Source organism: Paraburkholderia sp. Clong3 (assembly GCF_050436485.1).
GTDB lineage: Bacteria > Pseudomonadota > Gammaproteobacteria > Burkholderiales > Burkholderiaceae > Paraburkholderia > Paraburkholderia tuberum.
In genome coordinates this window covers 2,490,876-2,505,025 of the sequence record NZ_JBNDMH010000003.1, presented here as the reverse complement: position 1 = coordinate 2,505,025, position 14,150 = coordinate 2,490,876, and the positions used below count along the sequence as shown (strand labels likewise).

Genomic DNA, 14,150 nt, shown 5'->3' with positions numbered 1-14,150 from the left:
GACCCCATGTCCAGATATCGTATCGATCTCGTTGTATTTCTCGCGGGGCTCTCCGCGGCGTGCTGGATCGCCGTCGGTTATGCCGTTTCCAATCCGCTCGCGTTCGTCGTCACGCTGCTGATCGGCGTCTTCTACGTGCTAGGCGCGCTCGAATTGCGCCGCTATGGTCAGGCGACCGCCACGCTGACGGGCGCGCTCGCCGCGTTGTCCGGACCACCGCCGAGCCTCGCCGCGTTTCTCGAAGCTGTCCATCCGAGTCTGCGCAATAGCGTGCGGCTGCGCGTCGAAGGCGAGCGCGTCGCGTTGCCGGGACCCGCGCTGACGCCGTATCTGGTCGGTCTGCTGGTGCTGCTCGGCATGCTCGGCACGCTGCTCGGCATGGTGATGACGCTGCGCGGCACCGGCCTTGCGCTGGAGAGCGCGAGCGACCTGCAGGCGATCCGCGCATCGCTGGCCGCGCCGGTCAAGGGGCTGGGCTTCGCGTTCGGCACGTCGATCGCGGGTGTCGCGACGTCCGCTATGCTCGGGCTGCTGTCCGCGCTGTCCCGCCGCGAGCGGCTCGAAGCGGCGCAACAGCTCGACGCGAAGATCGCGACGACTTTGCGCGTCTACTCGCAGAGCCATCAGCGCGAAGAAAGCTTCCGGCTGCTGCAACGCCAGGCCGAAGCGACGCCGCTGCTGGTCGAACGTCTGCAGACGATGATGAGCGCGCTCGAACAGCAGAGCGCCGCGTCGAACGAGCGGCAGATCGCGAGCCTCGACGCGTTTTACGGCCGCACCGAAGCCGCCTATCTGCGTCTCGCCGGTGTGATCGAGCAGTCGCTGAAGGACAGCGTGGCCGGCAGCGCGCAGGCCGCCGGCAAGGCCCTGCAGCCGGTCGTCGAAGCGACGATGGCCGGTCTCTCGCGCGAAACCGCCGCGTTGCACGGCGCGGTGACCCAGGCCGTGCAGCGCCAGCTCGACGGCATGTCGAGCGGCTTCGCGGCGACCAGCGCGAACGTCGCCGAAATTTGCCACAGCGCGCTCGCCGGACATCGGCAGGCGAGCGACGAGTTGGCTGCGCAACAGTGCGCTTCGGTCGAACGCGTTGCCGAAGCGTTCGAACAGCGCTCGCTCGCGCTGCTCGACGGCGTGTCCGCGCGGCTCGAAGCGACGGCGAGCGGCATCTCGCAGGCCTGGGGCGACGCGTTGGCTCAGCAGCAAAGCGCGGGCGACAAACTCGCCGCCAACAACGAACAGGCGTTGGCGCGCGCCGCCGCGACGTTCGAGCAGCATGCCGCGGCGTTGCTGAGCGCGGTCGGTAGCTCGCATGCGAACTTGCAGACCGAACTGAGCGCGCGCGACGAGCAGCGTTTGGGCGCGTGGGCCGAGGCGCTCGACGCGATGGGTGCGAAGCTCAGCGAACAATGGCAGCAGAGGGGTGCGCAAGCCGCCAGCCATCAGCAGCAGATCTGCGACGCGCTTGCGCAAACGGCACGCGATATCTCCATGCAGACGCAAACGCATGCCAGCGCGACGATCGCGGAAATCGATCGACTGGTTCAAGCCGCGGCTGAAGCACCGAAGGCGGCGACAAACCTGCAAGCCGAACTCGCCGCGCGCGACGAACAGCGCTTCGCGGCATGGACCGAAGCGCTCGCCGCGATGACCGCAAAGCTCGACCAACAATGGCAGCAAACGGGTTTGCAAACCGCGACCCGTCAGCAGCAAATCTGCGACGCACTCGCGCAAACCGCACGCGATATCTCCGCGCAGACGCGAACGCATGCCAGCGCGACGATCGCCGAAATCGGGCGCCTCGTGCAAGCGGCGTCGGAAGCGCCGAAGGCCGCTGCCGAAGTCGTCGCGGAGCTGCGCCAGAAGCTCTCCGACAGCATGGTCCGGGACACCGCGATGCTCGAAGAGCGCAGTCGTCTGCTCGCCACGCTGGAGACGCTGCTCGACGCAGTCACCCACGCGTCGACCGAGCAACGCACGGCCGTCGATGCCTTGGTCTCGACGTCGGCGGGTCTGCTCGAACGCGTCGGCAATCGCTTCACCGAACACCTCGAGCACGAGACCGGCAAGCTCGGCACGGTCGCCGCGCAGGTCACCGGCAGCGCGGTCGAAGTCGCGAGCCTCGGCGAAGCATTCGGCGCGGCCGTGCACACCTTCGGCGAAGCGAACGACAAGCTCGTCGCACATCTCGAACGCATCGAAGCAGCGCTCGACAAATCGCTCGCGCGCAGCGACGAACAGCTCGCCTACTACGTCGCGCAGGCGCGTGACGTGGTCGACCTCAGCGTGATGTCGCAGAAGCAGATCGTCGAAGACCTGCAGTTGCTGGCCGCGCAGCGCGCGACCGCCGGAGCCGACGCGGTATGAGCGAGGACATCGACGGCGGCGTGGAAACCTCCGCGCCGATCTGGGCCTCGTTCGGCGATCTGATGTCGGTGCTGGTCGGCGCGTTCGTGCTGATTCTGGTCAGCGTGATCGGCGTGCAGCTCGAACTGTCGAGCAAGCTCGAGCAGGAGGTCAAGCAGCGCCAGGCCGAAACGCAGCGCCGCAAGACGCTCGAACAGGCGCTCGCGGGACCGCTCGCGGCGGGGCGCGTGACGCTCGTCAATGGGCGCGTCGGCATTAGCGGCAACGTGCTGTTCGCGCTGAACTCCGCCCAGCTGCAGCCTGAGGGTCGCGCGCTGCTGAAGAGTCTCGCCGGGCCGCTGTCCGCGTATCTGCGCGCGAGCGATCAGATTCTGATGGTCAGCGGCTTCACCGACGATCAACGCCTGCGCGAAGGCAATCGACGCTTCGCCGATAACTGGGAGCTGTCGGCGCAGCGCGCGTTGACGGTCACGCGCACGCTGATCGACGAGGGCGTGTCGGCGTCGTCGGTGTTTGCGGCGGCGTTCGGCTCGGAGCAGCCGGTCAGTTCGAATGCCGACGAACCCGGCCGCGCGAAAAACCGCCGCGTCGAAATCGCGCCGGTGCCGCGGCCGTCGAGTGCGGCGGCGGCGGAGAAGTCCGGTGCTTGACGACGCGATCCACGCGGCTCGCGCGAGGCTCGATGCATGGCGCGCGAGCGGCGCGGCTCGGCTCGATCCGGTGCGCTTTCATCTGCTCGACGCGCTTACGCGGCGCGCCGCACAGCACAGCGGCGAGCCGCGACGAGTGCTCGAGCAACGACTGGCAGGACTGCTGGCCGACTATACGGCCGAGGTCGAGCGTGCCGCTGCGCACGAGAGCGCGTCGCAAGCCACGTCCGGTGAAGCCGACGCGGCCGACGACGCCACGCTCGCGGCGCTGATCGAACGCCTCGCCCGCCACCACGCGCGCGCCGATGCGCCGCACGCTGCCGCCTATCCCGATCTGCCCGCAGTCGACTACTTCCGCGAAGTTTGGTCCAAACTGCGCACCGAAAAGCAGTTGCGCCAGTCGCTCGCGCAGGTGCCAGGCAACGCGGGGCCGCTCAATTCGAGCAGCCTCGTACATCGCGCGCTGTCGTTGATGCGCGAGCTGTCGCCGGAATATCTGAAGCAGTTTCTGTCGTATGTCGATACGCTGTCGTGGCTCGAGCAGATGAACGGCGGCGCACCGCTCGAGAAGGAAGCGCCGCGCGCCGCGACGACCGGCAAGGGCGCTCGCAAGAAGGCGCGCTGATGCGCTAACGGCGGCTGGAATTTGCGTGCGCCAAGCCGCCGAAGCGTTCAGTCGAAGTCGAACACATCGAAAATCGAGCGCTTCTTTTGATACCCGCGATGTTCGTCGCGACGCTCCTCGTAACGCTGCCGCTCGCTTTCCAGGGCACGCTCGCCGCGCCGCGAGCCGTCGCCGTCATCCTGCGCAATCAACTTGTCCAGTTCGCCGCGATCGAGCCATACGCCTCGGCAAGTCCGGACAGTAATCGATTTCGATCGAGCGGCGCTCGGTCATCAGCAAACCGGTCGTTTTGCAGACTGGGCATTTCATCACGGCATCACTCCTCGCTGCTTGCCAGACGTTTCGTTTTCGCGCGCCGCGCGAGCATGTTCATCGCCTCGACGAACGCGGAAAACGCCATCGCCGCATAGATATACGCCTTCGGAACGTGCGAGCCGAAACCATCGGCGATCAGTGTCATGCCGATCACGAGCAGGAAGCTCAGCGCCAGCATCACGATGGTCGGATTGCGATCGATGAAGCGCGCGAGCGGCTGCGCCGCGAACAGCATCACCATGATCGACACGATCACCGCGATGAACATGATCGGCAGGTGCTCGGTCATGCCGACCGCGGTGATGATGCTGTCGACGGAAAACACGAGGTCGAGCACGATGATCTGGCCGATCGCGGCCGCCAAGGTCAACTGCACGGTCGAGCTGGTTTTCGCGGCGAGTTCGTCATCGGGGATCATGTGCTGACGGATTTCGGTGGTTGCCTTCCACACGAGGAACAGGCCGCCGCCGACGAGGATCAGATCGCGCCACGAAAAGCCATGATCGAACAGCGTGAACGCGACCGCGGTCAGCTTCGTGATCCACGCGATGGTGCTGAGCAGAAGCAGCCGCATCACCAGCGCGAGCAGCAGCCCGATGCGCTGCGCGCGCGCGCGTTGCGCTTCCGGCAAGCGGTTGCTGAGGATCGAAATGAAGATCAGGTTATCGATGCCGAGCACGATCTCCATCACGATCAGCGTGACGAGCGCGGCCCACGCGGCGGGATCGGCAACGAGTGCGAACAGGGAGTCCATGAGGTGGCGTAATCGAGTGCGCCGCGAGCGGCGGAACAGCCATCATGGGCCTATTCGCGGTTCGAATGAACCAGTCGTTTCGGATTTTTCGAAGTATCGGATCAGCATGCTCAACTATCGTCACCTGTACTACTTCTTGATCGTCGTGAAGGAGGGCGGCTTTGCGCGCGCGGCCGGGCGCGGCGTCGCGATGACCGAGGCCGGCGAGCAGGCGTTCGATCGCGCGGAGCAAATCTTCCAGCTGGGCGAGGCGTTGCTCGACGAGATGCGCGAAGCGAGCGGCGCGGACTCGGTGCGGCTCGCGGTTGGGCTGTCGGATGGGATTTCGAAGCTCGCCGCGCACGCGTTGCTCGCGCCGGTGCTGGCCACGCCGTCGCTCAGGCTGCTGTGTCACGAGGGGGAGCCCGCGCAGCTGCTGTCGGAGCTTGCGCTGGCTCGGCCGCGCGGACGGCGTGATCGAGGAGATTCACGCAATCCGCTCGCGACGCGGCCAGCATCATGCGCTCGCGTCGCAGGTGATCGCGGCGGCGCAGTCGTGAGGGCATCGCACTGTCGCGGCGCGCCACGCCTGCGCCGCGCGAGATCAGAACGCGTGACGCATGCCCACCGTGACCGCCACCCGCGTATTCGTCGACGACGGCGGCAGCGTGTTGAGAGTCGCGTGCGACAACACCGAATCGCCCGGCGGGCCCTGCGCGTACGAAAGGCCGAAGCCGTACGAGCGGTTGTTCGCGAAGTTGCCGGCCTTTGCTGAACGAGTTCATCGTCTCGAACGTGAGACCGTGGTAAAGCGAAATCGGGGCAAATACGCGCCCATCTGTGGGAATTTGCGCACATCGTGTAGAGACCGTGAGCGTCGTCAAGGGCGACGAGCCGCCCTGGCCGTTTCATCGACACATGGCATAGTGATTGAACCCATCATCACCGGAGGCCGGCATGCGCATCCAGACATCCTTTCTTTTCGACCTCGACGGCACGCTCGTCGACAGCGTCTATCAGCACGTGCTGGCGTGGAAAGAGGCGCTCGACAGCGAAGGTATCCCGCTGTCCGTCTGGCGCATCCATCGCAAGATCGGCATGAGCGGTGGGCTGTTCACGGACCAGTTGCTGCGTGAGACACACGGCGAGATCAGCGTCGAACGCGCCGAACGGCTGCGGCACGCGCATGCGGCCGCCTATCAGCGGATGCGCGCCCAGGTCTGTCCGCTGCCGGGCGCGCGCGAACTGCTCGACGCGCTGACCCAGGCCGGCACGCCGTGGGCCGTCGCGACGAGCGGGCGGATGGAAACCGCCGCGCTGAATCTGGCGGCGCTCGGCGTCGATCCGGCAAAGGCGGTCGTCGTCACGCGCGACGACGTCAAATACGCGAAGCCCGATCCCGACCTGTTCCTCGCCGCGGCCGAGCGGCTCGGCGTGTCGATCGAGCACACGGTCGTGGTCGGCGACAGCATCTGGGACATGCTTGCGGCCCGCCGCTGCCGCTCGCTCGGTGTCGGCCTGCTGTCGGGTGGCTATGGCACCGAGGAACTGGAGCGCGCGGGGGCGTTGCGCGTCTACGACGATCCGGCCGATCTGCTCGCGCACCTCGACGAGGTGGCGTCGCGGCCGTGAGCCCCGCGTCGCTCAGGGTTTGATGATGGGCGGCTCCGCGGCGGGCTGCGTCGGTCCCACCTTCGACGATTCGCGGACGAGCCGATCGGTCATCGCCGACGCGACCGGATTCGTGCCGCGGCCGCTACCCGCGCCAGCCCCCGGGGGATTGGCAGACTGCAACGGCACGGTGACGCCGGACGGCATCGGTAGCGACGGGTCGGGTTTCGCCGATTCCTTGACCAGTTGGTCCGTCAGCATCGCGGCGACCGGGTTGGCGCCATTCGGGTGCGTGTCGTCGCGCCGGCGGGCATGGGTCTGGTCGATGCGCGGCCCGTACTGCGGCCTCGGTTGAGCTTTTTCCTGTGCGTACGACTGCGACTTCGAGGGGGCGTGCGTGCCTGCGGCCGGATTGGCCGCGGGCGGCGCCGCGTTATCGATGCGGCCGCTCGCGGTCTGGCTCGACTGGGGCGTGACGCCCGGCACGGGCGCGGCCGCTGTGGCGGGCAGGGACGGGGCGGGGGCGGGCGCCGCAGCAGGTGCCGCAGCAGGTGCCTGAGCGGCTCCCGGAGCCGGAGTGGCCGACTCCATCTGCGGCAGCGCCGATTGCGGCGCGGGCGGACTCACGGGTTGCGCAGGCCTCACGCTGGCGCCAGCGGCACGCGTCGCATCGGTCTGCGGTTCCGATTCCACCGCACCGGTGACGCTGCGGGTCACCGCGCCGGTCATGGCCGGCGCCTGATCGTCCCTGGGGTACAGCAGATAACCGGCGACGCCCGCATCGACCACGAGCAGCCCGACTATCATCATCTTGCCGGTATTCGTCATATCTAAGCAACAACCATTAAGCAACTGCGATTGACTGATGATAAACGACCATTTCGACATCGACGCTTCTTGTCGGCATATTGCGGCGCGCCACGATGATTGATGTCCGAACGGACCTGGCACGAACGGCGCGCGCTTGCCGCTAAAGCCATTCGCCGGCACGACGGAAGCGGACATTTTTTCCGCGTGCCGCGATTTTCTTTTTCGACCAGTTAGTCCCCCGCAATTGCGCGGCCGGCGCCTGCAGGAATGCGATTTAAGTTGTGCCGCCAATGCGCGGAGCCTGTACTATACGAACCATTGCAGACGACCGGCAGCCACGGTTCGATTATCCGGCGTGTGAAAGCGACTTGCAGCAACTGGCTCGCAGCGCACATGCCGGCAGGCCCGCGCCAGGCTGCGCCACCCGAGACGCGCGAACAGCGCCGATAGCGGCGCGAACAGCGACGGCAGGCGGTCACCGGTAGTAGCGACAAGAACCCATTGATCATGCGGACCCGCGGGCGAGGCATCGCCCGGCATTCCTTGGGCAGTCGCCTGGCGAAACGTCAGATCGACCGACCGGTCGGTCGGGGACCTTCGCGGCGGCGTGAGAAACACGTGAAGATATGAACAACTTTATTCGACCTCCCGTTTTTTATCCGTCCACAGTGGTTTTCGTCGACGACAACGACAGCTACCTCGACGCGCTCCGCCGTTTCTTCCCGGGCACCTACACGAACCTGTTTTTCACGCGTCCGCAAGCGGCCCTCAACTATATCCGCCAGCACGCACGCGAGAATTCGCTCGAATTCGCGGCCGCGTCGGCGTGTCTGAGCGAACCGGGCGTCGAGCGCTTCGTCGAGACCTCGGCGGAGCGCGACATCGTCGCGCAGCCGTCGCGCTTCGAGGAAGTGGCGGCGGTCGTCGTCGACTACGACATGCCGGGCATCGACGGCGTCGAGTTTTTGTCGTCGATCTCGCATCTGCGTTGCGCGAAGGTATTGCTCACCGGCGTCGCCGATGAAACCGTCGCGGTGAAGGCCTTCAACGCCGGCATCGTCGACCTGTACCTGCGCAAGACCGACGCGGATTCCGCCAATCGCCTCACGCACTTTCTGAAGGACGCCAAAAGCCGCCATTGCGCGGAGTCGGGCTGGCTCGCGCTCGGCGAAAACGGCATGACCTACTGCGATCCGCGCACGCGCAAGATGATCGACGAAGTGGTGGCCGCTCAGGGCATCGTCGAGTATTACTGGCGGCCCGAGCAGAACGTGATCCTGATGTTCGACGCCGCGGGCAACCCGAGCGTGTTCGTCGCGTGGGCCGAGAACGACTGGATCTCGCAGGGCGAGATCGTCGCCGACGAGGGTGGCCCGTCCGACCTGCTGCGCCAGCTCGCCACGCGCGAGGTGATGCCGCTGTTCTGGCCGGACCTCGCGTATCGTGGCGGCATGAAGTTCCGGTCGCTGACGCCCCAAAGCATTCCTGGCTGGGACGATGCGTTCTTCGGCTGGACCCGCATAGAGCCGGCTGAAGTCGGCCTCGATCTCGTCACGTTCGCGCAGTGGCGCGGCGACCGCAATCGCTGAGCCGCGATAACGCGCCGGGCGCGGCGGTGCATATCGCCGCGCTAATGGCGTGCGTTTTCGCGGAGAAATTCGCATACAGCCCTGTGCATGGCCTGCACGCCGGGGCTTGTTTCAAGCGCGCGCCAGCATCCATGCACGAGCCCCGTGCCGACCAGCAGCCGGGCATCTCCACCAGCTTCGCGAATTCGCTCGACGAACTCGCGCGCGTCGTCGCGTAGGGGGTCGTGCTCGGCGCCGATGGCAAGCGTCGGCGGCAGCCCGTCGAAGCGGGTTGCGGCGAGCGGGATCGTCCACGCGGGGCCGGGCGCTGGGTCGGCTTCCTCTCCTTTTCCCCAGTAAGCGTCGCGAAACTTAAGCACGTCCGCGAGCGTCAGCATCGGCGCATCGGACTCGGTGTCTCGCGCGGGCAATTGCGGCTCGGTGCCGAGCATCGGATAGACGAGCGCGATGCCGCGCACCCCGCTCGCACATTCGTCACGCAGGCGTAGCGCGACGCTTGCCGCGAGCGTGCCGCCGGCGCTATCGCCCGCGAGTTGCAATGCGGCGCGCTCTGGGAGGTCGAACGGCAGGCGGTGGTTCAACGCGGCACGCGTGATCTCGAGGCAGTCGTCGTGTGCGGCCGGCACGCGATGCTCAGGCGCGAGCCGGTAGTCGACCGCGATCACGTCGAGGCCGGTGTCGGCGGCGAGGCGCGCCGTCACCATCTGATGACTGTTCAGCGAGCCGAGCACGAAGCCGCCGCCATGAAAATACAGCACCGTGCCGCGGATCATGCTGTGTTCGCTTGCCTTCGCTGGATGCCGGTAGAGCCGTAGCGGGATCGCATGGCCCGCGTCGGTGCGAAAGCTTGCGTCCCGTGTGGTGAGTTCGCTGGGCAGTGGCGGCGTCAACGTCGCGGCGTAGCGGTCATACAGCTCGCGCTGCTCGCGCGGCGTCATCGCCGCGTGATGCGACGGATAGAGCGCGCTCGCTCGTTCGATAAAGGCGGCGATTTCCGGCTCGAGCATGGTCACTCCGTTTGAGTAGTGTTTCCCGTTTGCACTGCGCATGGCAAAGCGATCACACGTCCCGCGAAACGCGCCGGCGGCAATGCCGCATGGGCTTGCGCGAGTTCGTGTACGCGCGCTTTGACGTCCGGATCGAAAGCAACGCCGCGCGGTCCGCTGGTATCGACGTGCAGCAGCATCTGCTCGCCCGCGGCGACGGGGCCGGTGCGTTGGCTTTGCGTCGTGTCCAGCGCAAACATTTCGAAGTACACGTGAATACGTTTCGCGTCGCAGCCGAGCACGCGCATGTCGACACGCACCTGCGTGCCTTGTTTGATTTCATGCAGATAGTTGAGATGCGCCTCGAGCGTGTAGATCGATCGATGCCGCTCTTTGCGCACCGCATCGGGCAGGCCGATCAGATCGATCAGCCCGTCGACCGCGAGACTGAAGATCAGCAGGTAGAACGCGTCGCGCATGTGGCCGTTGTAGTCGACCCATTCGGCGCGCACGCCGTCGCGGTAAGAGGGCAGGGCAACGGGGTGCGACATGAGCGTCTATCTCCTCGATCGAATGCGATGTCTGCGGCGCGTCGTTGGGCGTTATCAGTGTAGTGCATCGCGTTGAGGCTGCGCCGGAACGTGGTGGCCTCGAATTGTGGCCGCTATGGCAACAGTGAATTCATGGTTCAGGGCTTACTACGTGGCTCGACCGGCTTCTAAACTGCGTTAACCGCTGCGGATGGCCGATGGTCGCACCAGGCTCCGCGGCAATCGCATGAAGCCATCTCGGGAGGTTGGAAATCATGAAGTCCATCAGGTCGCTGATCGAAGCAGGGGCTATCGCCGCTCTCGTTGCCGCGCCGCTCGTGGCGTTTGCCCAGTCGAATCCGGCCGATCAGCCGCTCGCGCGCGCCCAGGTCCGCGCCGAGCTGATTCAGCTCGAAAAGGCGGGTTACGATCCGTCCAATGCGAACGTGATCGACTATCCGGCCGATATCCAGGCGGCCGAAGCAAAGGTCGCGGCGCAAAACCAGGCTGCGCAGAATAGCGGCTACGGTGCGCCGTCGAATGGCTCGTCGCAGCGCAGTGGCCGCACCGATTTCGCGCCGACTTCGTATTCCGTGCCGGTGGTGAATTACACGCGTTGATTGCAGCGTGTACAACTAACGTCACTTCCGAAGCGCAGCAACGCGACGCCGTCGAATCTGACGAGCGGCGCGGTCGACAGCACGGGCTGAGGCTTCAGTTCACCGTTCGTCGTGAGCCCGACGGGCGCGGGCACCGACCAGCAGCGCATCCTCGGTGCGGGCCACGTGGCCAGCGCCGGCAGCGGCAGCAAGAAGGCCGGAATGGCGGAGTGGATGATCGAAGCGAAGGGGCTTTGTGCGGTGGAAAGCGGCGGTATGAGGCGCGGAAGAAGTGTTGGCATTGCCCGGTGATCGAGATCACCCCCCTGCAGCACCGAGTGCAGGTGACGCGGAAAAAAACGGGCGGAGCGGCAGTGCGCTTCGCCCGTGCTGTCAGTTTTGAATCCGGCTGCTCAGTGCCGCGCGCGCGAACGCGCGCCATCCTCAGATCACCCGTTCACGCAGCCACGCCGAGCCGAGATCGATCACCGTCACGACGACGATCACCATGATCATCACCGCGGCCGTCTGCGCATAGTTGAACGAGCGGATCGCTTCGTACAGCACGACGCCGATGCCGCCCGCGCCGACCATGCCGACCACCATCGCCGAGCGCACGTTCGACTCGAAGCGATACAGCGCGTACGAGATCCACAGCGGCAGCACTTGCGGCAGCACTGCATAGACAATTTCGTCGAGGCGCGTCGCGCCGGTTGCGCGCACGCCTTCGGCCGGACGCGGATCGATCGCCTCGGCCGCTTCTGCGAACAGTTTGGCGAGCACGCCCGTCGTATGCACCCACAGCGCGAGCACGCCGGCGAATGGCCCGAGGCCGACCGCGACGATGAACAGCATCGCGAAGACCATTTCGTTGATCGCGCGGCACGCGTCCATCAGGCGGCGCATCGGCTGCACGACCCACTGCGGCGCGAGATTGTGCGCTGACATCAGGCCGAAAGGCACCGCGCAGACGAGGGAGAGCGCGGTACCCCAGATTGCGACCGCCAGCGTCACGTACATCTCGTGCACGTAGCTGCGCCACTCGGTGAAGTCGGGCGGGAAGAAGTCCGCGGCGAACTGGCCCATGTTGGCCGAGTCGCTCAGCAGATCGAGCGGCCGCATGTCGGCGCCGTGCCACGCGCCGCCGAGTACCGCGAGCACCGCGATCCAGCCGAGCAACGACCACCAGGTGCGCTTGCCGGCACGATCTTTCGCTTGCGCCGTCCGCGCGGCGGCCGCTTCGCTCGCGCGCGCGGGCGACGTGCTCAGATCGGCGGAGTTCATTGCTTCGACTGTGCGTTGCTGAGCGCGCTCAGCTTCGCGTCGAGAGCGGCCAATTGCGTCTTGCGGTCGCTATCGGACAGATGTGCATCGTTCTCGATCTTCTGCTTTTGCTGGAACAGCACGATCTCGCGAATCGGCAGCAGTTGCCGATCCGACGATGCCTCGAAGCCGCTGTACTCGGTGATGCCGGCCATCACCGCTTTTTCGTGCAAATCGGTTTTCGCGTAGTTCAGGAAAAACTTGCGCAGCTTGTCCTTCGTCGCTTCCGGCAGATCCTTGCGCCACACGAGCGGGTCCGAAGGAATCAGCGGCGAGGTCCACAGCACGCGCACCTGCGCGAACTTGTCCGGATGCTCGCGCTTGAGCGTTTCCATCATCATGCTGTTGTTGGTCGCGATGTCGATCTTGTTGTTGACGACGGCCAGCAGATTCGCTTCGTGGCTCGACGGCAGCACGCTCTTGAACGACGTGTAGACCGGCGCGTTGTGCTTCGCGAACAGGTAGTAGCCAGGCACCAGCGTGCCCGACGTCGAGTTCGGATCGCCGAACCCGAGCGTCACGCTCTTCGTGTCCTTGAACACGTCGTCGAGCGTCTTGAAGCGGCTGTTCACGTTGGTGATCAGCAGCGAGTAGTAGCCGCTGTCGCCGTTCGCGTGCTGCGCTTTCGCGAATACTTCGCCATTCGAACGATCGACGGCTTCGATCGCCGACGCGTTGCCGAAATAGCCGACCTGCACCTTGTTGAAGCGCATGCCTTCGATGATGCCCGCGTAATCGGTCGCGAAGAATGCCTTCACGTTCAGGCCGGTCTGTTTCTTCATGTCATCGATCAGCGGTTCCCAGCGTTGCTTGAGCACCGCCGACGAATCGGTCGAGATGATCCCGAGGTTGATGTCCTCGGCGTGGGCCGCGGCGATGCAGGCGAAAGCGGCAGCGCCGGCCGCGAGCGTGATCAGGGAGCGCAGGAATTTCATCGGTTGAGATCCGGTTGAGTGGACGGAGAGAATCAAAAGCGCGCGATAGCGTGCGTGGTTCAGTTCGACGGCGCGGCGTTCAACGCGAACGCGTAGCGCGCGGCGGCGGTGTCGGGGGCGTCAGGCTCGTCGTGAGTTTCGTCTGCGTCGTGCGTCGCGTCGTCGAGCAGTTCGCGCGCATCGCCGCCGTAGAGTTTCTTTAGCAGCGCCGGTGTCAGCGCACAGGAAGGGCCGTCGTAGACCACCTTGCCGCGACGCAGCGCGACCGTGCGCGGGCAGTACTGCATCGCGATGTCGACCTGATGCAGCGACACCAGCACCGTGATCCGGTGCTCGACGTTCAGCGCTTGCAGCATGTCCATCACGCGGCGCGACGACTCGGGATCGAGCGAGGCAATCGGCTCGTCGGCGAGCACGATTTGCGCACGTTGCACGAGCGCCCGTGCGAGCGCGGCACGTTGCTGTTGACCGCCCGACAGGTTCGCGGCCCGCTCGCGCGCATGTTCGCCGATCCCGACCTCGTGCAGCGCGGCCCGCGACAGCGCGCGTTCCGCGCGCGGGAAGCGGCCGGAGAGACGCCGCCACCACGGCAGGCGCGCGAGCGCGCCGATCAGCACGTTGGTTTCGACCGACAGCCGGTTCACCAGATTGAACTGCTGGAACACGAAGCCGATGTCGCGGCGAATGCTGCGCACCTCGCGCACGATGCGGCCGTTTTGCTGGATCGGCCGGCCGAGAATCTCGATTTGCGACGGCTGCGCGTCCGACGCGGTAAAGCCCGCGATAAGCCGCAGCAACGTCGATTTTCCCGAGCCGGACGCGCCGATCAGCGCGACCATTTCACCGGGCGCGACGCGCAGATCGATTTCGTCGAGCGCTTTGCGGCCGTTACCGAACGTCTTGCTCAAACGCTCGATTCGAATAGCTTCATGGATCGCTTCCATCTGTATTCCCTCTTGCATCCGGCCACTGCCGGCAGGTGTGGGCACATTCTAGGAAGCGACTGTGACGGTTGAGTGAAGGCATCGCAACGTCTAGACGACTACATCTTTATGCGTCGCGTTTTCCGCTGTGTCATGT

The 14,150-nt window shown here is 65.7% G+C and carries 14 protein-coding genes and 1 pseudogene; 7 read left to right on the top strand and 8 right to left on the bottom strand.

Annotation, left to right across the window (positions count from 1 at the left end; translation table 11 throughout):
• Positions 1 to 6: 6 nt before the first annotated feature.
• Genes OKW30_RS34800 through OKW30_RS34790 form a run of 3 tightly spaced genes read left to right on the top strand, consistent with a single transcriptional unit; the run spans position 7 to position 3,639 of the window.
• The gene (locus tag OKW30_RS34800; RefSeq protein WP_429348872.1) at positions 7 to 2,364 is read left to right on the top strand and encodes a DUF802 domain-containing protein; all 2,358 of its coding nucleotides are present in this window, start codon (positions 7 to 9) and stop codon (positions 2,362 to 2,364) included.
• Positions 2,361 to 3,014: an OmpA family protein gene (locus OKW30_RS34795; protein WP_429348871.1), complete on the top strand. Its 654-nt coding sequence runs from the start codon at positions 2,361 to 2,363 to the stop codon at positions 3,012 to 3,014. The genes OKW30_RS34800 and OKW30_RS34795 overlap by 4 nt, the downstream gene beginning before the upstream one ends.
• Complete coding sequence (locus tag OKW30_RS34790; protein ID WP_429348870.1) at positions 3,007 to 3,639, top strand: DUF2894 domain-containing protein; 633 nt, start codon at positions 3,007 to 3,009, stop codon at positions 3,637 to 3,639. The genes OKW30_RS34795 and OKW30_RS34790 overlap by 8 nt, the downstream gene beginning before the upstream one ends.
• Before the next feature lie 47 nt (positions 3,640 to 3,686).
• Here the strand turns inward: OKW30_RS34790 and OKW30_RS34785 are convergent.
• Together OKW30_RS34785 and OKW30_RS34780 are read right to left on the bottom strand one after the other, a co-directional pair.
• Positions 3,687 to 3,948 (bottom strand): annotated as a pseudogene (locus OKW30_RS34785) (zf-TFIIB domain-containing protein).
• Positions 3,949 to 3,955: 7 nt separating this feature from the next.
• Positions 3,956 to 4,708: a TerC family protein gene (locus OKW30_RS34780; RefSeq protein ID WP_429348869.1), complete on the bottom strand. Its 753-nt coding sequence runs from the start codon at positions 4,706 to 4,708 to the stop codon at positions 3,956 to 3,958.
• A gap of 106 nt (positions 4,709 to 4,814) precedes the next feature.
• Here OKW30_RS34780 and OKW30_RS34775 point away from each other — a divergent pair, with 106 nt between their 5' ends.
• A complete protein-coding gene (locus OKW30_RS34775; protein ID WP_429348868.1) occupies positions 4,815 to 5,462 on the top strand; it encodes a hypothetical protein in 648 nt (215 codons plus the stop codon).
• Between the two features lie 182 nt (positions 5,463 to 5,644).
• Entirely contained in the window at positions 5,645 to 6,319 is a 675-nt protein-coding gene (locus OKW30_RS34770) for an HAD family hydrolase (RefSeq protein WP_018423463.1), read from the top strand.
• 12 nt (positions 6,320 to 6,331) lie between these two features.
• Here OKW30_RS34770 and OKW30_RS34765 read toward each other — a convergent pair whose 3' ends face one another.
• Positions 6,332 to 7,126 (bottom strand): hypothetical protein, encoded by a 795-nt coding sequence (locus OKW30_RS34765; protein ID WP_429348867.1) that lies wholly within the window; start codon positions 7,124 to 7,126, stop codon positions 6,332 to 6,334.
• A gap of 608 nt (positions 7,127 to 7,734) precedes the next feature.
• Between OKW30_RS34765 and OKW30_RS34760 the strand changes: the two genes are divergently transcribed.
• The gene (locus OKW30_RS34760) at positions 7,735 to 8,697 is read left to right on the top strand and encodes a response regulator (protein WP_184063064.1); all 963 of its coding nucleotides are present in this window, start codon (positions 7,735 to 7,737) and stop codon (positions 8,695 to 8,697) included.
• A 41-nt stretch (positions 8,698 to 8,738) separates the two neighbouring features.
• Here the strand turns inward: OKW30_RS34760 and OKW30_RS34755 are convergent, their stop codons facing one another.
• Both OKW30_RS34755 and OKW30_RS34750 read right to left on the bottom strand, forming a co-directional pair.
• Positions 8,739 to 9,704: an alpha/beta hydrolase gene (locus tag OKW30_RS34755; protein ID WP_429348866.1), complete on the bottom strand. Its 966-nt coding sequence runs from the start codon at positions 9,702 to 9,704 to the stop codon at positions 8,739 to 8,741.
• Positions 9,705 to 9,706: 2 nt separating this feature from the next.
• Positions 9,707 to 10,234: a thioesterase family protein gene (locus OKW30_RS34750; protein WP_184063060.1), complete on the bottom strand. Its 528-nt coding sequence runs from the start codon at positions 10,232 to 10,234 to the stop codon at positions 9,707 to 9,709.
• Positions 10,235 to 10,488: 254 nt separating this feature from the next.
• Between OKW30_RS34750 and OKW30_RS34745 the strand changes: the two genes are divergently transcribed.
• Positions 10,489 to 10,833, top strand: a complete 345-nt coding sequence (locus OKW30_RS34745) for a DUF4148 domain-containing protein (RefSeq protein ID WP_184063058.1) — start codon at positions 10,489 to 10,491, stop codon at positions 10,831 to 10,833.
• Positions 10,834 to 11,256: 423 nt separating this feature from the next.
• Here OKW30_RS34745 and phnE read toward each other — a convergent pair whose 3' ends face one another.
• Genes phnE through phnC form a run of 3 tightly spaced genes read right to left on the bottom strand, consistent with a single transcriptional unit; the run spans position 11,257 to position 14,014 of the window.
• On the bottom strand, positions 11,257 to 12,096 hold the full coding sequence (gene phnE / locus OKW30_RS34740) for a phosphonate ABC transporter, permease protein PhnE (protein ID WP_187631331.1): 840 nt from the start codon (positions 12,094 to 12,096) through the stop codon (positions 11,257 to 11,259).
• Positions 12,093 to 13,070, bottom strand: a complete 978-nt coding sequence (gene phnD / locus OKW30_RS34735) for a phosphonate ABC transporter substrate-binding protein (protein WP_184025290.1) — start codon at positions 13,068 to 13,070, stop codon at positions 12,093 to 12,095. The genes phnE and phnD overlap by 4 nt, the downstream gene beginning before the upstream one ends.
• A gap of 59 nt (positions 13,071 to 13,129) precedes the next feature.
• Positions 13,130 to 14,014: a phosphonate ABC transporter ATP-binding protein gene (gene phnC / locus OKW30_RS34730; protein WP_429348865.1), complete on the bottom strand. Its 885-nt coding sequence runs from the start codon at positions 14,012 to 14,014 to the stop codon at positions 13,130 to 13,132.
• Between the last annotated feature and the right edge of the window lie 136 nt (positions 14,015 to 14,150).